Here is a 25,559-nt window from a genome sequence, read left to right as displayed (position 1 = left end):
TGCTCCGTGAATGCAGGGCCTGGGTCGACTTAGAAACGATCGAAGCGATAAGGGCTGGGATCGATGATGGGCGCGTGCCCGCTGACAATATCCGCCGCCAGGTGACCCGCCGCCGGTGAAGTACCAAAGCCGTGCCCGGAAAAACCGGTAGCCACGGTCAGGCCGGGAATCTGCGCGACCGGGCCTATTACCGGGTTGGAATCCGGGGTCACATCGATAGTGCCTGCCCAGGTTTGGGCGATCCGGGCTTGCTCGAATACCGGCCAGGCCGCCTTGAGGTTGTTCATCGCATCATTGTTCAGCCGCGGGTTGGCGGCGGGGTCTTGCATGCGTACACGCTCGAACGGGCTGATGCTGTCGGCCGACCAACGCCTGGGCAGCGCCAGGTCGTTGAAAAAATACTTGCCCAACGACACGTTCAACACGCTGCGCTGCGCACGAAATTGCGGCATGTATTGCTTGGCAAGCAACAGGTGATCGAGGGTCAGAAAAGCGTCCAGCTTGCCACGCTGGGTAATGATGAAGCCGCCGTCCTTGTGCTTGCGAAACGAAAAGTCCGGCGCGCCCACGGCAATTTCAGTGGGGCCTTGCATGGGATGGGTACGCAACACCGAGCAGGTCAAGGCCAGGGTCGGCAAGGACACACCGAGGTTGCCCAAAAAGCGCCGCGACCACATGCCGCCGGCGAGCAACACCTGATCGCAGCGGATCTCGCCTTTTTCAGTGACCACGCCACTGACCTTGCCGGCAGACATCTGCAGCGTACGCACCGCACACTGCTCGATGATCACCACGCCCAGGGCCATGGCCGCCTTGGCAATCGCACTGCTGGCCAGGGTCGGTTCCGCACGCGCGTCGGACGGCGTGTAGATCCCACCGGCCCAATCGCCCTCGCCGCCCGGCACCAACTGCTCGATCTCGCGCTTGCTCAGCAATCGAGAATCAAGGGAAAGATGCTCGACCGATTTGAGCCAGCCTTCATGCATGGCCATCTGCGTGTCGTTGCGGGCGACAAACATGATGCCCTCTTGCCGGTAGCCCACATCCGCGCCCACCCGCTCGGGCATTTGTGCCCACAAGCGGTCTGCAGCCAGGGCCAGCGGTATATCGTGCGCGTGGCGGCTGGTCTTGCGCACCCAACCCAGGTTGCGCGAGGACTGTTCGCCGGCGATACGGCCCTTCTCCAGTACCACCACCGGGATGTTGCGTTCGGCCAGGGTCAGCGCGGCCGTCAGGCCGATGATTCCGCCGCCAATGATGACGACGGAGGTGGCGGTGGGAAATTCGGTGCACGTATTCACGGGCGCAATAGTCGGGGCCATGATCAAGACTCGCAAAACAATAAAGGTCGGCCGTGCGAATGCACGGCCGCGTGACGGATTACTGCGCCAGGCGAATCACTTCGACCTGAGCTTTAGAGGCGTTGCGATAAGCCGTCACTTCCAGTTCCACCTTGTAGACCGTCGATCCCAGCGGCGGGCACGTAACGGTGCTGGCCGGATCGACGCCGCGAAACTTCTCGCCGATCAAGGCCATCACCGCCGGCACGTCCTTGGGGTCTTGGATGAACACGCGCGAGCACACCACATCGGCCAGGCTTGCATCGACGGCGGCCAGCGCGGTTTCGATGTTGGCGAAGACCTGGTGCGCCTGCTCGAGGACGTCTTCCGGGATCAGTTTGGTTTGCGGATTGCGGCCGGCGGTGTTGGACACGTAGATCCAGTTGTCCACCACCACCAGGCGCGAATAGCTGGCCTGGTCTTCAAACGGGGAACCGGTCTTGAGCTTGATGATTTTTGTCATGTCGAAGGACTCGTCAGTTGGATAGGGAATGGCTCAGCGCAGCTCCGGGGTTTCCCACAGGTTCAACTTCACGCCGATGCCTCTTTCGATGGCATTGCGGTACACCACGGTGCCCCAGGCCACATCTTCCACGGGCATGCCGCCGACCGACATGATGATGATCTCTTCATCGTTCCTGCGGCCCTGGGCCTCGCCGGCAATGATCTTGCCGATGTCTTCAAGCTGTTCGGGCCTCATCGTGCCTTCGGCGATCATGTCCATGAAACGCACGCCGATCACCGGCACGCAGTGGTGCGCAGGCTTGGGCAATTCTTCGAACCAGGCTTCGTAGAGGCCGGTGTTGTCCAGCACCTTGCGTACGTCGGCGCGCTCCATCCCCTCATCCAGCGAGCAGGACGCCGGCATTGCCATGAACGCCCCCGGCTTGACCCACTCGCGCTTCACAATTGGGTAGATCGAGGGGTCGCCTGTTTCACCGGAGCTACAATAAGTAACAAGGTCGGAATCACGGACCACGTCTTCGAGGCTATCGACCACTTTAATCGTGGTCACCTGAGGGTAGGTTTCCTTCACCCAGGCAATAAAATCATTCAGGCTTTTCTCGCCACGGCCCTTGATCTTCAAGGTATCGATTTGCGGGCAAACAGCGATGAAGGCGGCGAGCGTGGTCTTGCCCATCACGCCCGGGCCGAGCAGGCCGACCACTTTCGAGTCCTTGCGGGCCAGGTGGCGCGCGCCCACGCCGGGAATCGCGCCGGTGCGATAGGCCGACAGCAGGTTGGCGGACATATGTGCCAACGGCGCGCCGGTGTCGGGGTCGTTGAGGGTGAACATCAGAATCGAGCGGGGCAGGCCTTTGTCGCGGTTGGCGATATTGGAGCCGTACCATTTGACGCCCGCGGTGCAAAAGCTGCCGCCCAGGTAGGCCGGCATCGCCATCATGCGCCGATCAGCGGTGGGCTTGGGCATGTTCGGGAACGGCGAGTCTTTCGGGAATATCACCATGGCGCCATGGGAATCATTGTTCGGCCCGGCCATGCGGTAGTCGCCGCTGTACAGCAGGCCGAACATCTCTTCCATGGTGTTCACACAGGCGAGCATGTCGGTCACGCCAGCGCGGATCATGTCCTGCTCGGACAGGTAGATGAAGTCTATTTTTGTAGTAATGGACATAATTATTCTCGGGCTGAAGGTGATATCGCTGCGGTAGGCGCTGCTCCCACGCTATCGACCTTGAGTATCAGCGGACGAATTTGGGCGGTATTGTAAATTTCGGACATCAACGTCTATTCCGCGCGCAGGTATTGGCGCGATAAGTGCGTAATATTCCCGCATCTTTCCACTTGAAGGTCCGGTCATGCTCAACCTGTGTTCACCGCCCCTGCGGCAGCACACCGCGTACGAACAACCCTGGTTCGTGCTCAACTCGTCGCGGTATTCGGTAGTGCCTTCCGATCACCCGGCGATTTCGCATTTCTATGCCTTTGACGTTGCCGACTCAGCCGACCTGCTGGCGGTCCCGGATGGCTGTGTGGACATCGTGTTCGACTGTGATGCCACGCGCCCCAGCGTAAGGATTTGTGGCACGCCGTTGGAGGCACAGCGGGTCCAGTTGCTGCAGGGTCATCATTACTTCGGCGTGCGCTTTTCGCCGGGGGTGATTCCAGGCTTCATCAACGTCATGGCCGAGGACCTGACCGAACAGGAATGGGACCTGCTGGAGGTGTCTGCATTTGCCCAGCGCATTTTCGAGAGCATCGTCCAGGCCCCGCAGTTGCAGGAGCAAATGAAGCTGTTCAATGACTACCTGATCCCGCGCTTGATGGGCAGGACCTCAAAGCTGACGGCCATGGTCATTCAACAGGCGCTCGCCCACCGCGGCGACCTGCGCATCCAGCAGCTTGAACACCTTAGTGGCTACACCAGCCGTAGCATTCATCGCCAGTTCAGCCAGGACACCGGCCTGTCGCCCAAGACCTTCTGCCGGATCATTCGCTGCCAGGCGGCGCTGGAAACCCTCAATACCCAGCGCGATGTATCGTTCTCGGAACTCGCCCTGGACCTGGGCTTTTCCGATCAGTCGCACTTCCTGCGCGACTTCAAGAAGCTGGTCAGTACAACGCCCTGCGAATACCAACGCACAATGCTGCGAAACGCCTATAACGAGCGCATCAGCTTCGCCTGAATCCCGCCCTCCCTGCCCTCGCCGGGAAAATTAATTTTCGGCCTCCATCATTTCTCCATAAACCCTACGCTGAACGTGCATGCTGACGAGGCATCATCCAATCCGTTGCTGAAAAACTGCGCACCGTTGCAGCATTGCGCCACGGCATAGCACTTCGACCGAGCAGACCATGACTGAATCATCCCTTGCATCGAGCGCCAACCAGGCGCTGATCCTGATCGCCGAAGACGAGCCGGAGATTGCCGATATCCTCGCGGCCTATCTCAAGCGCGCCGGCTTTAAAACCGTGCATGCGCAGGACGGGCGACGCGCGCTTGAGCTGCATCAAACGCTCAAGCCCGATCTGGTGCTGCTCGATGTGCTGATGCCCAAGCTCGACGGCTGGATGGTGCTGGCGGAAGTTCGTCATCGCGGCAACACGCCGGTGATCATGCTGACGGCCCAGGACCAGGACATGGACAAGCTCATGGGGCTGCGCATAGGCGCCGATGACTACATCGTCAAACCCTTCAACCCGGCGGAGGTCATCGCCAGGGTCCAGGCCGTGCTGCGCCGATGCGCCAATCAGGGACAGGGCGGCGGCCACAGTGTGCTGCGCGTCGACCCATTCGAGATCGACATCGACAACCATGAGGTAAGCGTGCGCATCGGCACGCGAAAACAGCCGTTGCAGCTGACGGTGACCGAATTCAGGTTGCTCGCCCAGTTGGCAAAGTCGCCGCGTCGGGTGTTCAGCCGCGCCGAACTGCTGGTGCTCTGCTCACCTGAGAGCGACAGCCTGGAGCGTACGGTCGACAGCCATATCAGCAAATTGCGCCGCAAGATCGAAGACCTCGGCCTGCGCGGCGTGCCGGCCAGCATCCGTGGGGTCGGCTACCGGTTCGGGAGCCAGGCATGAACGTCAGCAACAGCATGAGCCGGCAGATCATCTTGTCGATGACCGCCGTGGTGCTGTGCGTAATCGCACTCGCGGTCGTCGGCACCTATGTGTTCTATGCATTGCTTTGGACGCTGTCGCCACCGACGCAGCTGGAGCTGGAGGCGGATGAATGGTTGCCCAGCGGCGTGGAATGGGCCTGGATGAGCTTGATCACCTGCGTCAGCCTGGGCGTCGGCGTGGCGGTGGCCGTCAAATTGTCCCGACGCATTCTCATGCCGCTGAACTCGGTGGCGGCCAGCCTGCGCAGCCTGGCCGACGGCGACCTGGATGCACGGGCAGTGGCGCCCGACGTTTCTCCGGGCGAAGCTGCCCGGCTGGTGAATGACTTCAATAGCATGGCGAACCGATTGAAACGCATGGCTGAAGAACAAGCCTTCTGGAATGCCGCGATTGCCCATGAACTGCGCACCCCGTTGACCATCCTGCGCGGCCGTCTGCAAGGCTTGGCCGAGGGTGTATTCAAGCCGGAAAAGTCGCAGTTTTATAGCCTGCTCAGCCAGGTCGAAGGGCTGACGCGCCTGGTTGAAGACCTGCGCGTGGTGGGCATGGGGGACAACGGCTACCTGGAGCTGGACATCAAGCATGTCGAACTGGCCGACGCGCTGAAGGCCGAAGCGCGGTTGTTCGAGCCCAGCCTGAACAGCGCCGGTTTCGTCCTGCTGCTGGACCTGCGCAAGGGCCCCGTGCACTGCGACCCCGCCCGCATCCGCCAGGCCTTGCTGGCACTGCTGGACAACATTCGCCGACATGCCACGCCGGGCAACGTCAGCGTTAAGCTCGGCAGTGACGAGCGCGGCAACTTCCTGAGGGTCGCGGATGAGGGTCCGGGTGTCGACGAGCCGTTCGCCACGCTTATTTTCGATGCGTTTCAGCGGGGCGACAGTTCGCGTTCCCGCGCCCAGGGCGGCAGTGGCCTGGGCCTGGCCGTGGTGCGTTCGATCGCGCTGGCCCATGGCGGCGCCGTGGCCTGTCGGACACTTGTAAATGGCGGCACTTTATTTGAACTGAGTTGGCCAACGGCAACCCTTTTGAATATCGAACCCTGACCACCCTGAAGCGAAGTTTGCTTTATTAACATCCACCAAGGTGATGGCATGCGCCTCTGTATCTCCTTATTCAAGAGAGCAATTAAATATCGCCACTTTGCCTTACTGGACCTACAAGGACGTTGTATCGCTTTCATGAGTTGCGAAGAAATCCCCAGCAGAGGTGAATGGGTGGAAGTCGAAGCAGTCAATCTCGCCTGGCTCAATCAAACGCTGCCAGGCCCTGAACGCCGGGCAGCGAACAGCCGCACAGTATAACGCCTGGCCCCCTTGTTTAACGTTCCAACGTGGATAACTGTTATGCCGACACTGCATTCAGCGCGGACTCCTATCGCCCTTAAACAACTGGAAGCGTCACTGACGCTCTACACGTTCAAACTCAAAAAGTTGCAGCGCTTCTGTATTCCCCTGCAGAAGTACGCACCTTCTTGTGTCTTGGCCCTGTGGCTGTTGGGCGTGTGTGCGTCGCTGATAACTCAGTCCTATTATCACTGGCTGTTGATGGCGCCGGCCATTTGCATCCTGATCGCCGTGGAGATCGTTATCGAAGAACTCCAGACTGATCTGTTATTGATGACCGATGAAGTACGTTATCGGCTCGGCATCTCCCGCGACTTTCATCAACGCGCAACGCGCGGCACAGGTGCACCATGGCGTCCGTAACACCGCCGATTCTGCTCGAAGAAAGTAAAAAACTTATGCGGTGATGACCTACCTGTGGACCTTCGTCAGTTGCCTGGATGAAGCCCCTTCGATGATCGACCAGCTGGCGCGGCTCAAGGATATCGGCAAGCGGGTGGACCCAGGCCTGGCGGATTCAGCGCGGTGACCTGCGCGTTTCGGACGGCGATTCGCCGAACAGCTCGCGGTAATGCGTGGCGAAATGGCTCAGGTGAAAAAAGCCCATGGCCACGGCGATTTCACCGACGTTTTTCTTGCTCGGGCAGGTTGCGATCAGGCGTCGCCTGACTGCGTTGAGACGCAAATTGCGCAAGTACTCTACGGGCCGCATGCCGGTCACTGCCTGAAAACTGTTCTGCAGGGTTCTGCGACTGACGCGCAACTGCTCGCAAAGGTCCAGGATGCTCAGCGGGGTATCGCCACTGGCAATGATCAATTCCTGGCTGCGTCTGACCAGATACGCGCTGACCGCGAAATTGCCACGCCGGCCACGCACTTCGTCGCCTGCGTGGGTGAACAGATCGAGGAACGCACCGAGCAGCTCATCTTCCAGGATTTTTTCCGACGCTGGGCTGATGGCATCCGCGTGTTCCAGAAAGTGACGAAACAAGAGGTGAATGCGCTGACGAATACGCAGCAGTGACGTTTCATCCACGTTAAGCGCGGGCACGCTGGTCAAACGCTTGAGCTGATCATTGGATAGCTCGAAGGCCGCCAGTTTGGCGAAACGCACGGCATCGACATTGAACGCAAAAAAATGCGTGCCTTGCGGCGCATGCAGCACGAACTCTTCGGCATCACGCAGCAGCACCACGCTTTGAGCGCTTACCCGTTGCCCCTGGACCACCGGAGGGCTGCCCAGTGACATGGCTGCGCACAAGCGGCCCTGGGGCGAACGGCCATGCTGCACCACCCGCTTGTCCAGCACCTCCTGGAAGATCTGGAAGCGATCACCGGACAGTTGCCGCAGCTCACTGGTCAGGCAGCCGCGACCGAGCTGGTCATAGACCTGCTGCCAACCCTGGATCGAGCCGGCGTGCTGTTGAGAGTCATTGAAGGTTCGGACTTCAGCGAGCATATTCGTCATTCCTCGGCGGCCGGGTTCTTGCTTTTGGCCTGAAGGGGGCTCAGTCATCCGTGACATCGGTCGGCGTTACACAGGCGCAACGCCCGCCTGGAAAACCAAAGCCAGTTCCGTGCCAAGCATGTGCAGATGATAAGTGCCTGGGTGAATATCCATCGGCGCCAGTAGCGCACCGGAAAGCACCACCTGCCCGGCCTCCACGCGATGACCATCGGCCAGCAAGCGTCGCACCAGCCAGCACAGGTTGAACAGGGGGCTGTCCTCACGGTCCTGGGTATCGCCGCTGCCCAGATACACACCTTCATGCTCCACGTGATACGCCACGCACGCATGCCGAACAGGATCGAACGGCACAGGCGACCCGACACAGTAAAGTGCCGCGGCGGCGTTATCGGCCAGGAACGCGCCAAGCCCGAAACGCCAGCCCTGCCAGCGGCAGTCGGCGATTTCGAACGCTGGCGCCACCTCGGCGATGGCCGCCAGAATCTCCTCATCCCCGTAGTCGCCCGCTACCAGCGTGCGCCCGAACACAAACGCCAGTTCGACCTCAAGCTTGGGCTGGATTAATCGCTCGAATGACACGGTACTGCCCGGCTCGACCTCCATGACCGCCGTGAGGCCGCCATACACCGGTTCGTCGAGGCCAAAGCGCGCTTGCGCCGCCCGGCCTGCAAAGGCGACCTTCCAACCGCTCAGCCGCTCGCCACCTGCCTGGCGCCGTGCCAGCCCCTGAAGCAGCAGACCATAGCCTTCCAGCCGGTCCAGCGCCTCGGGCGGCAAGGGTGCAATGGGCTGGGCGGTGCGCAAGGCCTCGTACAGTTGGCCGAGCAGTGTGTTGGCGCCACTCATGAAAGTTGCTCCGCCAGCTTGCGCAGTACGCCATCGAGCCGCTCTGGGGTGGTAATCGCCGCGACAAAGCGGTCCGGACGCACCACCACGATGCAGTCACGCACCTTGGAGAACCATTCGCCCAGGCGGTTATCCACGTCTTCCACACTCAGGGCGTCGCGGGCCGTCAACGGCTGGTTACGCCCCACGCCGCTGCGCGACCGGTTGACCTGGATGAAACAGGTGCCCCAACGTGCCCAATAATCCGCCATCGGTTCGCTGAGGTGTTCGCGCGGGTTCACGCGATAACCCAGCACGGCGTAGCCGTTGCCGAGCACTTCGTCCAGGCGCCGGCGCTGACCTTGCGCATCTTCGATATTCGGCTGGATGAACAGTTGCCCGACCAGATCATCCTCACGCAATTCGGCCCGCTCGTGATAGACCAGCCCTTTGGTGATGGTCGCCTTGGGTTTGAACTTGAACTCCAGCAAGTGCGAACGCAGGTTGTCGACGCTGTTGACTGCCTGGAACAGCCAGTCGCGCACACCGGCCATCAGCGGGTTGGTCAAGCCAAGGACGGCGCCCATATTGTCGGCCAGGGCCACCAGTTCAGTGGCGTGGCCACGGCGTTCCTGGTCATAACTGGCCAGGATCGAGGGCGCCGCTCGGCCCTGGATGATCGCCGCGAGCTTCCAGGCCACGTTGGCCACATCGCGCAGGCCGGAATTAAGGCCTTGCCCGGCCCAGGGTGGGGAAATATGCGCCGCATCGCCCACCAGCGCCACGCGCCCTTCGACAAAGCGCGCCGCGACGCGCGAGTGGTGGGTATAGGCACGAATGCGAATGACATTGAGGTCGTTGACGGCGTCGCCGATATGCCCGTGGATCAGCGTGCGAATCGTTGCCTCTTCGCACATTTTCGCTTCGTCCTCGCCCTCCATCAGCATGAATTCCCAGCGCCGTTGCTGGTACGGCAAATATATGCACACGAAGGGCCGCTGCGGGTCGGCATGCAGCGCCGTGTAGGGTGCGTCCAGCGTGTCGTTGGCCGTATCGACCACCACCCACTTGCGTGGATGGGTCAACCCCAGCAGTTCGATACCGAGTTTTTTACGCACCGTGGAGCGACCGCCGTCGGCACCGATCACATAGTCGGCCTGGAGTGGGTAGACCTCGCCGTCGGCACCGCGCACCTGCAGGGTCACGCCCTGATCGTCCTGCGCAAGCTCGAGCAGTTCGTGGCCCTGGCGCAACTCGACGCTGGCGTGCTGCCCGAGATGCTCGCGCAAGGTGCCTTCGAGCAGTTGCTGCATGAAAATATTGCGCATCGGCCAGCCGTAGTGCGCCGCACTTGGCTTAACCTCGGCAAAACACACGCCGCGCGCGTTGTAGTAGCGCAGCGGCACATCGCAAATCATGTCGCGTACCGCCCGTTCGGCGATACCGATGCCCTGCAACACCCGCAATGCCTCATCGTCCATGCCCACGGCACGGGGATAAGGCAGGATGCCGTCGGCCAGTTCAAGGACGATGCAGTCGATACCGTACATTCCCATATAGTGCGCGGCCGTAATGCCGTTTGGGCCACCGCCCACGATGACAACCTGGGTCTTCTCCTGCTTCATCGCTATTCACCGCTTTCTTGTTGTGAGTTGGATCCTGCATCGGCCTTTGCGTAGGAGCGAGCTTGCTCGCGAAGAACTCACAGGCGCCGCGTTCGCTCAGGAAGCACGCGTTATCGTTGAGGTTTTTCGCGAGCAAGCTCGCTCCTACATGAGCTTTTATCAATGCAAGCCGTCAATACCTTTTACATCCTCGGCCTTCAGGCCGCCCAACCGCGCATGCAAACGGCCGCGGGTGGCGAACGCCCAAATCACTACCACCTCATCAGCCGAAGGGCCGTCACCGAACATCAGGGAGAAGCTGTCGTAGTGCGAACGCACGTACAGCGCGTCTTTGTGGGCCAGCGGTACGTCGATGGTCGAACCTGGCCCGCCGCGCTTGCCGGTCGAGGGCACCCACGACTTGCCACCGCCCAGGGCGACGCGGATCGGATCGGCGGCCGGGTTGGTGAGGAACGCGTTGCCGTGCTCGTATTCACCCGCGCTGCCCACCAGGATGGCCTTGCCATAGCTGACAATTTCATGTGCGCCGGCCAACGCATTGATGCGCCGGCCGAACTCTTCGCCCAGCAACGGCGACGGGTCGATCAATTGCGAAAGGTCCTCGCTGTAGCGCCCGGCATAAGGGTTGGCGATGACGGCAGCCACGGCGTATTTGAACAGCGGCTCGCCATCGGCCAGCTGGCCACTTTCGTTGGCCAGGGTTTCTTCGACGAAGCTGTACCATTTGCGGATGTGATAGCTGGCAAAATTCGCGGTTTTCATCAGGTGAACCTCGGTTCAAATCGGGTCAAGGGGGTCAAGCGTGATGTTGCGACTCGGCGCACGGGCGGCCTTGAAGCGGGCCTTGCCGCACGCATCGTCATGCTCGGTCTCGAGAAAGAATTCCATGCGATTGCAATCGGGGTCGTTGAAATACAGGCCGTTGCCGATTTCATGATCGGTAATTTTCACCACCTCCACCCCCTTCTTCAGCAACATGCCGTAGAGCTGGCGCAAGGTGGTCATGTCACCTTCGATTTCCAATCCGTAGTGCTGCAGGCCCAGGCCGCCCTGGTGGGCGCCCGGTTCTGCACGAATCAAGGCGATGTCGTGATGCTTGGTGCCAAACGCCATCATGACCCAACTTTCGCCCCGGGCACTTTCATGCATGCCCAGGATGTCGGCATACCAGCGCGCCGACACATCAGGATCACTCACAAATAGCGATAAGTGAGTCCGAAGGATTTTGACTTTCATCACCGAGTACCTCAGTTCTTCTTGACGATGGATTGATGCCCGGCCTTGATCTGCGCCACGGCAGGCGTCCAGAGCACATCCGCGATCTCGCTGAATTCGCGCCAGTGCTTCTGCCAGCCGTCCCCGCCATTGTCGGAGGTGAACAAGTGCCCATACTTGGTGCCCGCCACGATCTGGCGCGGGTTGGCCGGGTTGAAGGCAATGGCCCACACGCAGGAGTTGGGCTGCTGCGGCAGCGGCAATACCTCCCAACTGAGGGCGGCATTACGGGAAACCAGGATTTTGCTGGTGGTGCCGGGAGTGCCGTCGGAAATGCTCAGGTACAACGTGTCCTCGGTGCCCAGCGGCGCGTTCATGGCGCGTATGTAGTACAGGCCGAACGCCTCCCGGCCAACGATGCCGGTCCAGGTCAAGCCTTCATCCAGGCTGCGGTAGACCGCGTTGACGCACACCACCACGATGACTTTTTCGCCATGGTTGGGCAGCACCAGGATGTTGTGGATGTCCGAATTGAAGTCCCACAGCAGGCGGTCATCAACCCGAGTCCAGCTGTCGCCGCCGTCGCGGGAATGGAACAGCCCACCCTCCTCCAGGCCGAACCACACCTGATTGCGGTCGGTGGGGTCGTAGGCGAAGGCCAGCAAGCGTGGGCGGCTGACGCCGTCACAGAATTCAGGAATCTCCACCGGCGCGCGATCCCAGCTGAGGCCGCCGTCCAGGGTGCGCCACAGCACAGCGCGCGAGGGCGCACCGGTACCGACAAAGATTCGCTGGGCATCCTGCGGGTCCACAGCGACCTTCCACACCGTCTCGCCGTTGAACGGCGAATCGACGCGCTGCCAGTGCCCACCGGTGTCGTGGCTGACACACAAGCCCACGTCGGTGCCAGCATAGATTCGCTCGGGCGTGTCGGGATGCACGCTCAACGAACGGGTGATCGCGTCGAATTCCAGGTCTTGCCCCAGGCCCAGGCGATGCCAGGTCTTGCCATCGTCGGCACTGCGAATCACCGCCTGCCCGACAGTGGCGACTAAAAGGGTTCCGTTACTCATCTCTGATCCTCCTCAGATATAGATGCCACGGGTCAAACCACCGTCGATACCGATGGACTCACCGGTTACCGCGCCGGCCTTCGCCGACGCCAGGAAGCCGATCAGCCAGCCCATTTCGATCGGCGCCAGGGTGCGGCGAATTGGCGTCGCGTCGATGTACGCCTGTTCAACCTGTTCCGCGGTCTTGCCTTGCTTGACCGCTTCGCGCTCGTACAGCTCCTGGATATGCGGGGTATCCACCACGCCGGGGTGAATCAGGTTGACCGTGATGCCCGACGGGCCGAGCTGGTCGGACAGGGTTTTGGTCATGTGGGCAATCGCCAGGTTGCGCATGCCCGAGAGCACTTTGCTGCTGCGCCCGGTGAGCCCGCCGATGTTGATGATGCGACCGAAGCCGGCAGCCTTCATGTGCGGGGTCACGGCCTTGGCGCAACGGAAGTAGCCGATCACCTTGGTGTTGAGGTCCGACAGCAATTCATCGTCGCCGGCGTGTTCAATGTCATTGCGCACCACACCAGACGGCGCGGCAGCACCGTTGACGAGGATGTCGATACGGCCGAAATGCTTGTACGCAGCATCGACCATCTCGGACACAGCCTTCATGTCGTTGGTGTCACAGAACAGCGGCAGCACTTCATTACCGGTCTGTGCCGTGATCTCTTCGGCAGCCAGTTGCAGGAACGCCATGCGCCGCGCGCAGATCACCACCTTGCAGCCTTCCTCGGACAGAAACCGTGCGACTTCCTTGCCGATGCCCATGCCGCCACCGGTGACGATTGCCACGCGGCCTTTCAATTCCAGATCCATTGCCATTTCCTCTTGTGATTGTTCGATTCAGGCGAGATCGACGAAGACGCTTTTGGTTTCGGTGTAGGCGTCGATCACGTTCTTGCCCATTTCCCGGCCCCAGCCGGATTGCTTGTAACCGCCGAACGGCGAGGCCGGATCGACCACGTTCCAACAGTTGATCCATACCGAGCCGGCCTTGAGCTGCGCGGCCACGCGGTGCGCCGAGCGCAGGTCACGGGTCCACAGGCCGGCGGCCAGGCCATAGGGCGAGTCGTTGGCGCGCAGCACCAGGTCGTCGATTTCGGTCCAGGCCATCACGGTCAGCACCGGGCCGAAGATTTCTTCGCGGGCCACGCAGGCGCGCTCGGTGCGGTCGAGGAATACGCTCGGAGCAATGAAGTGACCACGCTCCAGGTGCTCAGGGCGGCCGCCACCACAGATCAGTTCGGCGCCCTCTTCCTGGCCCCGCTGCAGGTAACCCTTGACGGTGTTCAATTGCCGCGCGGACACCAGCGGGCCCATGCTGTTGGCCGGGTCCAGGCCATTGCCGAGCACATAGGCGGCGGCATGGCGCTGCAGCTCTTCGAGCACCTGGTCGAGCACACTGGCGTGCACATACAGGCGCGAGCCGGCCGTACACACCTGGCCCTGGTTGTAGAAAATCCCATCGGCGGCGCCCTTGGCGGCGCGTACGATGTCGGCGTCGGGCAGGATGATGTTCGGCGACTTGCCGCCCAATTCCAGCGAGACCTTTTTCATGTTGCCGGTGGCCGCCTGGGCGATCAGCCGACCGACCTGGGTCGAGCCGGTGAAGGCGATCTTGTCCACGTCCGGGTGCTGCGCCAGCGGTGCGCCGGTGTCGGCGCCCAGGCCGGTGATCAGGTTGACTACGCCGGCGGGGAAACCGGCGGCCTCGATCAGTTGCACCAGGCGAATCGCCACCAGCGGCGTCTGCTCGGCGGGCTTGAGCACCGCCACGCAACCGGTGGCCAGCGCCGGACCGAGCTTCCACACGCACATGGTCAACGGGAAATTCCACGGCACGATCAGCGCACACACGCCCACCGGCTCGCGCAGGGTGTAGTTGAGCATTGGCGCGCCGCTGGCCGGCGAGACGGGCAGCGTGCTGCCTTCAATTTTGGTGGGCCAGCCGGCGAAGTAGCGAATGATGTTCGCCGCGCTGGCCGCTTCACCGCGCGCATTGGCGATCGGCTTGCCATTTTCCAGGGTGATCAGTTGCGCCAACTCCTCCCGGTGCTGATCCAACAGATCAGCCAGGCGAAACAGCAACAGGCCGCGCTGCGCCGGTGACTGCAAGGCCCAGGCGCCGGTAAAGGCTGCACGGGCAGCCGCGACGGCCGCGTTCACATCGCGCTCATCGCCCTGGGCGACTTCGGTCAGGGTCTGTTCGGTGGCCGGATTTTCCACGGCAAAGCGGCGACCGCTGGCGGCGTCCTGCCAGGTACCGCCGATGAACAGGCGACCGGGCTGGTCCAGGAACGCCTGGACGGCAGGCAATAATGGGGGCAGGTTCATGGTCGACTCCTTCACAGCGCCATTTCGATCAGGCAAGGCCCGGCATTGGCGGCGGCATTGGCCAGCGCCCGTTGCAGTTCGGCGTTGGTGTGTACGGTGCAGGACGGCACGCCATACCCTTTGGCCAGGGCCTTCCAGTCGATGCGCGGACTGTCGAGCACGGTCAGCTTCAGCGCCTGCGGGTCGAGCTCGGTCATGCCGAAACGGCGCAGTTCGTTCTGCAGGATCGCGTAGCGGTGGTTGGCGGCAATCAGGATCACCACCGGCAACTGCTCGCGGGCAATGCTCCACAAGGTCTGGATGGTGTACTGGGCGCTGCCGTCCGATTGCAGGCAGAACACCCGGTTGCCCGGCTCAGCCAGTGCCGCCCCAAACCCCACCGGAATGCCCTGGCCGATGGCGCCACCGGTATTGGTCAACACGCGGTGCCGCGCTGCACGGGCAGAAGCGGTAAAAAACGGATAGCCGCAGGTGCCGCCCTCCACCGAGACAATGCAGTCGTGCGGCAGCGCGGCGGCCAACACTTGCCCCACCGACTGCGGGCTCAAAGCGGCCTCGCCCGGCGGCAGCTGGATGTCCTGCGGCGTCGGCACATAGGCGGGCGCCTCCAGGGCATCGGCCAGGGCGGTCAGCGCTCCGGCCACGTCGTCGCCCACCTCGGCCAGCGACAGCAGACGCTCGCGCTCAGCCAAGCGTGACGGAATACCTTCGTAGCCAAAATAACTGATGGGCTCCACGACACCCGCGCACACGACCTTGTCGTACTGCTCGAGGATTTCGATGGCCACTTCCGGGAAATACGGCAGGCGATCCAGGTCGGGCAAGCCGCCGCCACGGTAGCTCAGCCGCGGAAAGGTCTCGGCAAACATGCGCACGCCGGGCAGTTGCGCGAGGCGCCCCGCCGCTTCCAGGCCGGCCACCGACAAGCCCTGGTCACCGACAATGAAGACCAGGCGCAGGCCATCGCGCAGCGCCTGGGCCACGGCTTCGATGCGGTCGCCGGCAAAGCGCCGGACCGGCGCACGCAGCGGGCTGAACTGGCCATTGTGGGTCACCGTATTGGATTGCAGGTCCATGGGCAGGATCAAGCTGGCGATCTGGCCTTTGGCTTGCCAGGCGGCGCGCATGGCTTCCTGCAAGTCCTCGCCCACACCGGACGCGGTGCGCGAGGTGCGTACCCAACTGGAAACAGTCCCGGCCAGGGCCTGGATGTCGCTGGCCAAAGGCGGGTCGTAATTGACGTGCCATGACGCGTGGTCGCCGATCACATTGACGATGGGCGTGTTGGCGCGCCGTGCGTTGTGCAGGTTGGCGATGCCGTTGGCAAAACCCGGGCCCAGGTGCGTCAAGGTCATTGCCGGTTTGCCGGCGATGCGGCCGTAACCGTCCGCCGCACCGGTACACACCCCTTCGAATAACGACAACACCGGCTTGAGAGCAGGTGCACTGGCCATGGCGGCCACCAGTGGAATCTCGGTGGTTCCCGGGTTGGCGAAGCAGTATTCGATACCGCTTGCCGCAGCCGCATTCACTATCAGTTGTGCACCATTCATTCTCAGCCCTCTCACTTGAGCGTTTTCTTTGGTGAGATTTATCACACATAAAAACATTCATCACAAGATTTAATTTGCATCAAATCTCTTATGTTGAGATTTATGCGAAATTTAAACCAAAACAAGTTAGTGTGACGACCTGTAGGAGCGAGCTTGCTCGCGAAAAACGTTAACGATAACGCGTGCCTCCTGAAGGAACGCGGTGCCTGTAAGTTTTTCGCGAGCAAGCTCGCTCCTACAGTGGATCTGGGGCGTTTTCGCCTATAGTGCTTACCCGCACGTCTCCCCTTCTCTAGGAACGAAATGAGCAGTTTGAGCAAGTTGTTGAGTGTCCTGGACCTGTTCGGTCCACAGACGTTGAAGATCGACCCGGACACCATCGCCGAGCGCATGAGCCTGTCGCGCGCCACGGCGTATCGCTACGTCAAGGACCTGTGTGACGCCGGGCTGCTGACGCGCGTGGACGCCGGCAACTACGGCCTGGGGCCCCGGGTGATCGAGCTGGACTGGATGATGCGCCAGTACGACCCCATCCTCCTCGCCGGGCGCGAACTGATGCATGAACTGTCGGCGCAGACCGGCCTTGCGGTGTTCGCCAGCGTTTTCTATGACGGACGCATCATCAACACCTACATCGCCGAACCCACCGACACTTACCACTTCTCCTTCGGGCGCGGGCACCCGCTGCCGTTTTTTCGCGGTGCGCAATCCAAGGTATTGATCGCCTACCAGAAAGGTCGGCGCTTGCAACGCCTGTTCGAAGAACATATGGCCGGCGACCCGGAAAGTGCCTATGACTGGGCAAGCTTTGCCAAGGCCACGAAGAAGATTCGCAAGGACGGCTATTGCCTGACCCACGATGAACTCAACCTGGGCCTGACCGGCATCGCGGCGCCGATCATCCAGCCGGATATGGACGAGGTGGTGGGCAGCTTGTCCGCCGTCGGCAGTACCCAGAGCTTCAAGCTGCTGCGTCAGGAAACCGTGATCGAGATGGTGATGGACACCACGCGACGGATTGCCGAGAACATGCGCAATCAGCCGGGCGCCGCCGCGTCCTGAAGTTGAGGCGCGACAGCCAGGGTGGATCAGAACGGGATGGCGACGGTCACTTGGCTGTACAGGTTGGTGCCATTGCCGACAGCCTGGTTCCCGCCCGTGGTGGAGTCCTGTTTCGGTTTGTAGAGACCGATCAGGGGCGTGATGATCAGGTGCGGGTTGACGGCCCACTCGGCGTATACGTCCAGCTCCCGCGCACTGAGGTTCAGCGCATTGCTTTTGCGCAGCGTGTCGAAGTCGAAGTACAACGCGCCCAGGGTCAGGTTTTCCAGCGGCATGGCTTTGAGGCCCACATGCTGGACACGGGTGTTGCTGTTGAACGGCCCGGCATAGTTGCCGGCGACTTCGCCTTGCAGCCAGGTGCCGTAGCCCGAGCTCAGACCGGTGAACAGCGAATCCCATTTTTGGGAATAACGGGTATAACGGTAGGTGACCTTCGGTGCCCAGGCCACATCGGCAAAGGTATAACCGGCTTCGCCGTACCAGGCTTTTTCCGGCCCGCTGTCTTTGTCCTGCCAGGCGTATTCAAATGCCAGGCTGACGTTCGGCAGGCCCGCATCGCCTTCGCCGCGCACGCTGTAGATATTCATGCCCTTGCGCTGGCGCTGAAAATCACTCGCCCAACGATCATTCACATCAATGCCATGCACCCAGGTCAACCCCAGGGTGCCGGGTTTGGTGGTGTAGTCGAGCGTACCGGCGGCCACTTCGGTTTCAGCCTGAGCGCGGTTGTCGGACTTGAGCCACAACAGGCTGCCATGCAGGCCATCCTTGCCGCCCAGACGCAGGAACGCGGTCTGATCGAAAGCATGCCGCGCCGCCAGGTAGTACGCACCACCCCGGTTCAGCTTGCCATCAGCCGGGCCCTTGCCCAGGTTCGGCCCGTCGTCGTTGATCAGGAAGCCACTGCCGAGCTTGACCACTTGGCGCCCACCGGAAATATCCACACCATCCTGGCCCAACGCCGGGAACAGATCGCCGGAGCGCCACCCCAGGTAAGCGTCTTCGATTTTGGTGGTGCGTTCGGTGCCCAGGGTGTTGCCGGCCGGGTCGCCATCGCCCCAGGTGGCTGAGCTGACCAGCGCGAATGCACCATAGGCGGTGCCGTTGCCCGCCAGGGACTGGTCGCCGCTCAAACCGTATTTGATAAAGCCTTCGCGCCAAGTTGAGCCGCCCGACGTGCCGTCATAGTTCTTGCGGCTGTTGAACATGCCGAACACGGCGGTCATGTCTGCGTTGAGATGGCGACTCTCGTCGCCGTACAGCTCATAGGCCTGGGCCTGGCTGATGGCGCAGAGCGTCAAGGTACAGGCCAATGTGCCGCTGAGAAATGAAGTGGAGGGATACCGCATGATCGAAGCTCCTTGAAGTGCGCCTTTAAAGGCTGTCTCAGGTATTGGCATTACAGGGGCGCAGCCGCGCTGCACCTGGTTCGTCGAGGCGTTATTCGCCGGCGCGCTTATTGACGAACAGCAATTGCTGGCCGGTGAATTCCAACAGACCTTCAAGGCCGAACTCGACGCCGAATCCGGACATCTTGCTGCCGCCGAACGGTGTGTTCGGCTGGATTCGGGCATGACAGTTGACCCAGGCCACGCCGCTTTCCAAGCGACTGGCCAACGCCTGGGCCTGTTCGACATCCGGCCCCCATACCGAGCCGCCCAGCCCCATGTCACCGGCGTTGGCACGCCGCAGCACATCCTCGACGTCGCTGTAAGCGATCAGCGGCAACACCGGTCCGAATTGTTCCTCGTCCACCAGACGCTGCCCATCGGTCACATCCGCGACCAACGTAGGTGGGTAAAAGAACCCAGGACGGTCCAGGCGTGCGCCGCCGCACAACACCCGTGCGCCCTGCGCCCGTGCATCGGCGACCAAGGCTTCAACCAGTTGCAATTGATCCAGGTTCTGCACCGGCCCGAAGTTGACGCCAGGCTCCAGGCCATCGCCCACCACCTGGCGTTCGGCGATCAGCGTCAGCGCATCGGCAAAGGCCTGGTACTGGGATTCGTGAATGTACAACCGCTTGAGGGCAGCGCAGGTCTGGCCCATGTTGAGGAAAGCGGCCTGGAAAATCTCCTCGGCCACCTCCTCCACCGACGTGCCGGGCAATACGATCGCGGCATCATTGCCCCCCAGTTCAAGGGTCAGGCGCTTGAGATTGGTGGCCGCGCCGCGCATCACGCTTTGGCCAGTGGCGGTGGAACCGGTGAAGACAATCTTCTGGATCCCCGGGTGCGAGGTGATCGCGCTGCCGAACCCCTGCTCGCCGGTCACGCAGTTGATCACACCGTTGGGCACATGCCGCGCGATGATTTCCACCAGGCGCAGGGTACTCAGCGGCGTCAGGCTCGACGGTTTGCTGATCACGCAGTTGCCGGCCCGCAGCGCCGGCATGATGTGCCACACGGCAATCATGAACGGCCAGTTCCATGGCGTAATGGAAGCCACCACGCCCAAAGGTTTGCGGTGCAGCTCAATGCGCTGGGTTGGGGTTTCTTCCACCAGCTCCACGCCAATGTGCTGTTCGGCGGCATAGCGGGTCCAGGCGGCGGCGCCCATGACTTCGGAAAATGCCAGTTCCAGCGGCTTACCTTGTTCCTGCACGATCAATCGGGCCAATTCATCGGCGCCCTGCTCGATACCCTCGGCTATCGCCAACAGACGCTCGCAACGCTGAGCGTGCGAGACGTGACGCCACCCCTTGAACGCCGCCTGGGCGGCGGCCACCGCATCGTCCAATTGAGCCAGCGAGCCGGCCGGGCATTGGGCGAATGCGGCGCCGGTGGCCGGATTGATCACCTCGAACTGCCCGTTTTCACCGGCAACCTGAACCCCATTGATAAGCATCTTGTAGTGGTGCATGTGTCATCTTCCTTTAACGCTGGCAAGCCTTGCCGGACACCGGCAAGCGAACAGTCAGTTGGGTGCAGTGGGGCGGTATCGCTCAATGTGTTAGAGCTTGTGGCTGCCCAGCGCCAGAAAGCGCTGCGGCGAAACCTTGCGCAGTCGCGCGGCGAGAAAAACGCCGCCCAGCAGCGCCGCTGGAATGACGGCACACAAGGCGTAGGACAAGAGCTGGCTGGCGCCGGTGAGCACATCGAAATGCACGACCGCCAGCAGCAGCACCATCAGCAAGGCCAGGCAGGAGAAAACCGGCAGAATGCGCCCCCGCCAGAGGCCGACATTGAGTTCAGGGTGCCGGTGGAAATACACGCACACGGAAATCGAAGTCATCGCCATGAGCAAAATGACGCACAGCGTGGCAAGGTTGGAGAACCAGGCGAACAGCTGCAGGATCGGATCCGCATCCATGGCGGCGAAGATCAGCACCACAACCGCGGCGATCAGACTTTGCAACGCCGAACCCATATGCGGGCTTTGATGCACACGGTGGGTGGTGCCCAACAAACTGTGCAGCAGACCGTCTCGCCCGATGGCATAGAAATAGCGCGCCGCGGCGTTATGAAACGCCAGCAGCCCGGCGTAGATGCTGACCATGAACAGCACCCGGATGATTTGCGTCAGATATGGGCCGACAAAGTGGTCCGACATGCCGTAGATAAAGGTGGTCGGGTCCTGCAAGGCCTGCAGCATCGGCACGATTTTATCCGCGCCTACCCCCACCACCATCGACCAGACTGACAGCGCGTAGAACCCGCCGATCAACAGCACGGAACTGTAGGTGGCAATCGGAATGGTGCGGTGCGGGTTTTTCGCTTCTTCGCCGTAGATCGTAGTGGCCTCGAAGCCGATAAACGCCGCGAAGCAGAACAGCAGGCCGATCGACGGGGTACCGCTGAGCACATGCTGGCTGCTGAACGAGTCGAGATTGACACCGCTGTCGCCGCCGCTCTTGAGAATCGCAATATCCAGGGTCAGGATCGCCAGGTATTCGGCAATCACCACCACCGACAATACGCGGGCCGACAGATCGATCTTGCGATAGCCGAGGATCGCGATGCTGACCATCGCCATCAGCGAGTAGGACCACCACGGCAACACCAAGCCGTACACGCTCTCCATGGTGCCACTGACCACGCCGCCGAACATCCCGTAGAGGCCAACTTGCAGGATGTTATAGGCAAACATCGCCAACACGCCCGCCGCGCCTCCGGCCAGCCCGCCCAAACCACGTGAGGTAAAGGCGTAGAAACCACCGGCGTTGGTAACGTGGCGAGCCATGGTGGTGTAGCCGACCGAGAACGCTACCAGCACCAACAACGCCAGCAACAGCAACGCCGGGGTGCCGGCACCGTTGCCCAGCATGATGCCAATCGGGAAGCCACCGGCGATGACACTGAGTGGGCTCGCCGCCGAAATCACGAAGAAGATGATAAAGCCGACACCCAAGGCGCCACGCTTGAGCTCCGTGGAGCTGTTGACCGGGATAGATAGACTCATGTTCTTGACCTTATTGTATGAGGCAGTCGCTGGTGGGCTGGTCCGATCAAGACTCTATCGGTACCAGGTAGCGCTTTTATTCTTGAGATTGCACGCCGTATTCGATCCTATGCCCGCCCACGAACAACTCGCTATCCCAAATCGGTAACATCGCCGGCATCGCACCAAACCGACCGGTTCCTACCCTCCTGGCCGATTTGGGATAACGAGGCGCTTGCGCAGTCAGGCATGCTAGGTCAGCCCTGTTCCCGGCTGCCAGCCATGCCCTTTCGCGCTGCTGGTCATACTCGCGCAAGCTTTTGTCATGACACCTCCAATAAAAAATCGGTGGCCCCAAACCAACCGATGATCGATCAACACGCTGTTCATCTGTGAGATAGCCCAATGCTCGACGCCCTTTCCATCCGCTTGAAAATCGTCCTCTTGTCCGGTTTGTGCCTGCTTGGCGTGATCGGCCTGATCGTCGGCATGAATCTCTACCAGGGCAACCAGAACAACCGGTTGATCAGCACCTCGAGCAGCAGGATGCTGACCCAAAGTGGCGAAACCCTGCTGCTGGCCAGGGCCGCGGAGCAGGCGACGAACCTGCAAAGCGTCTTCGGCAACAGCCTGCAGATCATCAGCGCTTTTTCCGACCAGGCGGCCAACCTACGCACCATGGCCCCCCAGCGGGGGTTGGCGGCCGCTACATTGCGTGAAGAACTTAACCTGGCACTCAAGACGACGTTCGAACGCAACCCGCAGGTTCTGGGGCTTTGGCTGGTTTACGAACCGGATGCACTGGATGGAAAAGACCGTGAGTTCGCCAACGACGCCGCACGCGCCTCCAACGAAACCGGACGGTTTGCCAGCGCCTGGAATCGCGGCGCAGGCGCAGCGATGAATATTCTGATCCCTGAAGGCGACTTGCAGAAAACCGAACTGAGCATCAGCGGTACGCCTTACAACAGTTGGTACACCTGCCCGCGAGACACGCGACGCACCTGCCTGATGGCACCCTACGCAGACACCCAGGCCGGCCAGGTTCAACTGATGACCACGCTGTCGATGCCTCTGATCGCCGATGGCAAGGTCGTCGGCACCCTCGGGGTCGACCTCGCGCTCGGCGCTCTGCAAGCTGCCGCGAGCGATGCTCAACGTACGCTGTTCAATGGTTCAGGGCGCATGCTGATTGTTTCCGACAGTGGTGTACTTGCCGCTTACAGCGCGGACGCGAGCCAGATCGGCAAAGACATCAGCGTTCCTTTGGCAGAGGAAGGCAAGGCGGTGCTCACGGCATTGAAGCAACAAAAGCCAGTAGTGCTGGCACGTAATGAACTGATTCGCGCGGTCTACCCCGTTGCGCCCATGCCCGAAGCGGCGGCCTGGGGAGTGGCTATCGACCTGCCAAAGGGCGTCCTGTTGGCAGACTCAATGAAGCTTCAGGCCTTGCTTGACCAGACACAAACCCGCGACACACTGGAGTCGCTGTTGGTCGCCGTCGGCGCAGGGCTGTTGGGCTTGCTACTCATCTGGTTCACCGCCTCCGGTGTGACACGCCCGATCAACAGTGTCGCTCGGATGCTCAAGGCGATTGCCAGCGGCGACGGCGACCTGACGCAACGGCTGGATTACCGCAAGAAAGATGAACTGGGCGAGCTGGTGAACGGGTTCAACCGGTTTCTCGACAAACTGCAACCCACCATTGCGCAACTCAAGCAGAGCATCACCGCTGCGCGCGGCACCGCCGACCAGTCTTCGCACATCGCGCGCCAGACCAGCGAAGGGATGCAGGTGCAATTTCGCGAGATCGATCAATTGGCAACGGCTTCCAACGAGATGAGCGCCACAGCCCACGAAGTCGCCAACAGTGCATCAAGCGCAGCGATGGCGGCCCGGGGCGCAGACCAGGCGTCCAGGGAAGGCATCACCATCATCGAGCGAAGCACCCGTGACATCAATGCGCTGGTCAGCGAAGTCAGCAAGGCCGTGACGGAGGTCGAAGCGCTGGCGGTCAACAGCGAACAGATCGGCTCGGTGCTGGAGGTGATCCGCAGCATCGCCGAACAGACCAACCTGCTCGCCCTCAACGCTGCGATCGAAGCCGCGCGGGCCGGGGAAAGCGGCCGAGGTTTCGCGGTGGTTGCCGACGAAGTCCGCAACCTTGCCAAGCGCACCCAGGATTCGGTAGAGGAAATTCGCCTGGTGATCGAGCGTATCCAGACCAGCACGCGTGGCGTAGTGGCAACCATGCACTCAAGCCAGACCCAGGCCCAGAGCAACGCCAGCCAGATCCATCAGGCCGTAGAGGCGCTCGGTAAGATCAGCGACGCGGTTACGGTGATCAATGACATGAACCTGCAGATTGCAAGCGCGGCGGAAGAGCAGAGCGCGGTGGCCGAGGAGGTCAATCGCAACGTGTCGACCATCCGCGGCGTGACCGAGACACTGACTGAACAGGCCGCCGAGTCGGCGCAGATCAGCAGTCAGCTCAACGAACGGGCCAACCAGCAAATGAAGCTGATGGACCAGTTCCGCGCTTAGGGCATGGCGGGTATCGCCCGCATTGCGCGGCCAGGCGTGCGCTACGTGGCGCCGCCATGCAGGCCTTCAGGCGCGTGCGCAGACGGGGATGGAGGCGCGAGGGGTATGGGAGGGTAACTCTGCAAACAGCGCCTGGTACTCCTCGGCAAAATGGCTGAGGTGGTAGAAACCCCATTGAGCGGCGACATCACCAATCGAGAGGTGGGACGCGAGGGTACACATCAGGGTGCGGCGCACACCGTTGAGCCGGACCGAGCGCAAGTAGTTCAGCGGCGTGGTCTCGGCCACCGAGCGGAAACTGTTTTGCACGGTGCGCCGACTCACCTGCAGGCGTTGGCACAACTCGTTAACGCTGGGCACGTTGATCATTTCGGCAGTCGTCAGCCGGTGGCATTTCTCGACAATGAAGCTGCGCGTGGAACTCGGACTGCGTTGCTGCTTGTCGCAAGCCGGGTCGGTGAGCAATTGCAACAACTCACCGAGCAAGGCCCGTTCCAGCCCCTGCTCGCGCACGCTGTCGAGCTCGTCGTCGACCTCAGCCAGGGAAAGCACCGCGAGCAATCGAAGCCGAGCCTGGGTGAAGCGCTGGGCGGACACGCGGATCACTGGCTGGCGCAGCAACCGACTGATCTCACTGGCCGACGCCGTTTGCGCCAGCGCCTGCTCGAACCATTCGCGCTCGAAGGTGATGGACAGCAGCTCCATGCCCATCGGCATATGGAACATGAACTCCTCGCCCCCCTGCAGAAAGAACAGGCTGCTGTCATCCACTTCGCGCCCCTGCATGCGCGTCGAACCCGGCACGCTGATCGGCACGGCGAAGCACATCTTGCCGCGCGGCGCCACACCGCGCTGCACCACCCTCTGGTTGATCTGCTCGCGGAAAACGTGGCAACGCGCAGTGGTCAGCTGCATCAGCGAACTCTCGGCCAGGCCGGCGGTTAACTGGCTGTAATCCTGGTTCCACTCCTGGACGGTGGCCGCATGGACATGGATATCGCGAAAATGGCTTATGTGGTGGTTTCTCATGATGTGCGAAAAGCCTCTGCCAATTTTTGTTTTTAGTTCGCATTCCTTTGCGATATTCGCACAAAGATCAAACCCCGCGAAATTTCTTCTCAACATCCTCTTTGTCGACAACTGCGCACGGGCCGATTCATCTACTTGCCGATTCGGGCTAACGGTCAAGGACACTCCATGAGAATGATCCACACA

22 protein-coding genes and 2 pseudogenes are annotated in these 25,559 nt (G+C 61.4%); 8 read left to right on the top strand and 16 right to left on the bottom strand.

The features are described 5' to 3' along the window. Positions 1–29: 29 nt before the first annotated feature. From BLL36_RS23805 to BLL36_RS23795, 3 genes are read right to left on the bottom strand one after another with little or no spacing between them, the layout of a single operon-like run. A complete protein-coding gene (locus BLL36_RS23805) occupies positions 30–1,322 on the bottom strand; it encodes an NAD(P)/FAD-dependent oxidoreductase (protein ID WP_076954046.1) in 1,293 nt (430 codons plus the stop codon). Positions 1,323–1,380: 58 nt separating this feature from the next. Next, positions 1,381–1,803, bottom strand: a complete 423-nt coding sequence (locus BLL36_RS23800) for a RidA family protein (protein WP_076954045.1) — start codon at positions 1,801–1,803, stop codon at positions 1,381–1,383. A 33-nt stretch (positions 1,804–1,836) separates the two neighbouring features. After that, positions 1,837–2,976: a tyramine oxidase subunit B gene (locus BLL36_RS23795; RefSeq protein ID WP_076954044.1), complete on the bottom strand. Its 1,140-nt coding sequence runs from the start codon at positions 2,974–2,976 to the stop codon at positions 1,837–1,839. A 184-nt stretch (positions 2,977–3,160) separates the two neighbouring features. Between BLL36_RS23795 and BLL36_RS23790 the strand changes: the two genes are divergently transcribed. From BLL36_RS23790 to BLL36_RS31505, 5 genes and pseudogenes are all read left to right on the top strand, one after another. Next, complete coding sequence (locus BLL36_RS23790) at positions 3,161–3,988, top strand: AraC family transcriptional regulator (RefSeq protein ID WP_076954043.1); 828 nt, start codon at positions 3,161–3,163, stop codon at positions 3,986–3,988. 169 nt (positions 3,989–4,157) lie between these two features. Further along, a complete protein-coding gene (locus tag BLL36_RS23785) occupies positions 4,158–4,886 on the top strand; it encodes a response regulator (RefSeq protein WP_076954042.1) in 729 nt (242 codons plus the stop codon). Beyond that, positions 4,883–5,974, top strand: a complete 1,092-nt coding sequence (locus BLL36_RS23780) for an ATP-binding protein (protein ID WP_076954041.1) — start codon at positions 4,883–4,885, stop codon at positions 5,972–5,974. Before BLL36_RS23785 ends, BLL36_RS23780 begins: the two co-directional genes overlap by 4 nt. A gap of 300 nt (positions 5,975–6,274) precedes the next feature. Continuing rightward, positions 6,275–6,637 (top strand): hypothetical protein, encoded by a 363-nt coding sequence (locus BLL36_RS23770; RefSeq protein WP_076954039.1) that lies wholly within the window; start codon positions 6,275–6,277, stop codon positions 6,635–6,637. A 34-nt stretch (positions 6,638–6,671) separates the two neighbouring features. Next, a pseudogene (locus BLL36_RS31505) lies at positions 6,672–6,803 on the top strand (ABC transporter six-transmembrane domain-containing protein); the annotation flags it as partial. Here BLL36_RS31505 and BLL36_RS23765 read toward each other — a convergent pair. The 9 genes from BLL36_RS23765 to BLL36_RS23725 all read right to left on the bottom strand — a co-directional run bounded on the left by BLL36_RS23765 (position 6,792) and on the right by BLL36_RS23725 (position 16,358). Then, positions 6,792–7,733: a helix-turn-helix domain-containing protein gene (locus BLL36_RS23765; RefSeq protein ID WP_076954038.1), complete on the bottom strand. Its 942-nt coding sequence runs from the start codon at positions 7,731–7,733 to the stop codon at positions 6,792–6,794. The pseudogene BLL36_RS31505 and the gene BLL36_RS23765 sit on opposite strands and share 12 nt — an antisense overlap. Before the next feature lie 75 nt (positions 7,734–7,808). After that, complete coding sequence (locus BLL36_RS23760; protein WP_076954037.1) at positions 7,809–8,588, bottom strand: 2-keto-4-pentenoate hydratase; 780 nt, start codon at positions 8,586–8,588, stop codon at positions 7,809–7,811. Then, positions 8,585–10,192 carry a bifunctional 3-(3-hydroxy-phenyl)propionate/3-hydroxycinnamic acid hydroxylase gene (locus tag BLL36_RS23755; RefSeq protein ID WP_076954036.1) on the bottom strand — a complete coding sequence of 536 codons (1,608 nt, stop codon included), beginning with the start codon at positions 10,190–10,192 and terminating at the stop codon, positions 8,585–8,587. Before BLL36_RS23755 ends, BLL36_RS23760 begins: the two co-directional genes overlap by 4 nt. Positions 10,193–10,351: 159 nt before the next feature. Further along, positions 10,352–10,954, bottom strand: a complete 603-nt coding sequence (locus BLL36_RS23750; RefSeq protein ID WP_076954035.1) for an amino acid synthesis family protein — start codon at positions 10,952–10,954, stop codon at positions 10,352–10,354. 15 nt (positions 10,955–10,969) lie between these two features. Then, positions 10,970–11,428: a VOC family protein gene (locus BLL36_RS23745; protein WP_076954034.1), complete on the bottom strand. Its 459-nt coding sequence runs from the start codon at positions 11,426–11,428 to the stop codon at positions 10,970–10,972. An 11-nt stretch (positions 11,429–11,439) separates the two neighbouring features. Further along, a complete protein-coding gene (locus tag BLL36_RS23740; RefSeq protein ID WP_076954033.1) occupies positions 11,440–12,480 on the bottom strand; it encodes a VPS10 domain-containing protein in 1,041 nt (346 codons plus the stop codon). Positions 12,481–12,492: 12 nt separating this feature from the next. Next, positions 12,493–13,287: an SDR family NAD(P)-dependent oxidoreductase gene (locus BLL36_RS23735; protein ID WP_076954032.1), complete on the bottom strand. Its 795-nt coding sequence runs from the start codon at positions 13,285–13,287 to the stop codon at positions 12,493–12,495. A 27-nt stretch (positions 13,288–13,314) separates the two neighbouring features. Further along, positions 13,315–14,805: an aldehyde dehydrogenase family protein gene (locus BLL36_RS23730; RefSeq protein WP_076954031.1), complete on the bottom strand. Its 1,491-nt coding sequence runs from the start codon at positions 14,803–14,805 to the stop codon at positions 13,315–13,317. An 11-nt stretch (positions 14,806–14,816) separates the two neighbouring features. After that, positions 14,817–16,358, bottom strand: a complete 1,542-nt coding sequence (locus tag BLL36_RS23725) for an acetolactate synthase large subunit (protein ID WP_076954030.1) — start codon at positions 16,356–16,358, stop codon at positions 14,817–14,819. 303 nt (positions 16,359–16,661) lie between these two features. Between BLL36_RS23725 and BLL36_RS23720 the strand changes: the two genes are divergently transcribed. Continuing rightward, positions 16,662–17,420 (top strand): IclR family transcriptional regulator, encoded by a 759-nt coding sequence (locus BLL36_RS23720; RefSeq protein WP_076954029.1) that lies wholly within the window; start codon positions 16,662–16,664, stop codon positions 17,418–17,420. Positions 17,421–17,446: 26 nt separating this feature from the next. Here the strand turns inward: BLL36_RS23720 and BLL36_RS23715 are convergent, their stop codons facing one another. From BLL36_RS23715 to BLL36_RS23705, 3 genes are all read right to left on the bottom strand, one after another. Then, the gene (locus BLL36_RS23715) at positions 17,447–18,769 is read right to left on the bottom strand and encodes an alginate export family protein (protein ID WP_197678465.1); all 1,323 of its coding nucleotides are present in this window, start codon (positions 18,767–18,769) and stop codon (positions 17,447–17,449) included. Positions 18,770–18,860: 91 nt separating this feature from the next. Next, positions 18,861–20,282, bottom strand: a complete 1,422-nt coding sequence (locus tag BLL36_RS23710; protein ID WP_076954028.1) for an aldehyde dehydrogenase family protein — start codon at positions 20,280–20,282, stop codon at positions 18,861–18,863. A gap of 90 nt (positions 20,283–20,372) precedes the next feature. Beyond that, positions 20,373–21,821: an APC family permease gene (locus BLL36_RS23705; RefSeq protein ID WP_076954027.1), complete on the bottom strand. Its 1,449-nt coding sequence runs from the start codon at positions 21,819–21,821 to the stop codon at positions 20,373–20,375. Positions 21,822–22,205: 384 nt separating this feature from the next. Here BLL36_RS23705 and BLL36_RS31780 point away from each other — a divergent pair. After that, positions 22,206–23,486 (top strand): annotated as a pseudogene (locus BLL36_RS31780) (HAMP domain-containing protein); the annotation flags it as partial. A gap of 102 nt (positions 23,487–23,588) precedes the next feature. Continuing rightward, positions 23,589–24,344, top strand: a complete 756-nt coding sequence (locus BLL36_RS31775; RefSeq protein WP_408003752.1) for a methyl-accepting chemotaxis protein — start codon at positions 23,589–23,591, stop codon at positions 24,342–24,344. Between the two features lie 66 nt (positions 24,345–24,410). Here BLL36_RS31775 and BLL36_RS23695 read toward each other — a convergent pair whose 3' ends face one another. After that, complete coding sequence (locus BLL36_RS23695; RefSeq protein ID WP_076954025.1) at positions 24,411–25,373, bottom strand: helix-turn-helix domain-containing protein; 963 nt, start codon at positions 25,371–25,373, stop codon at positions 24,411–24,413. Positions 25,374–25,559: the final 186 nt, after the last annotated feature.

Source organism: Pseudomonas cedrina subsp. cedrina, assembly GCF_001983175.1.
Lineage (GTDB): Bacteria > Pseudomonadota > Gammaproteobacteria > Pseudomonadales > Pseudomonadaceae > Aquipseudomonas > Aquipseudomonas cedrina.
Note: the sequence above shows the minus strand (reverse complement) of the source record. Positions and strands in the feature narration are given on the sequence as shown.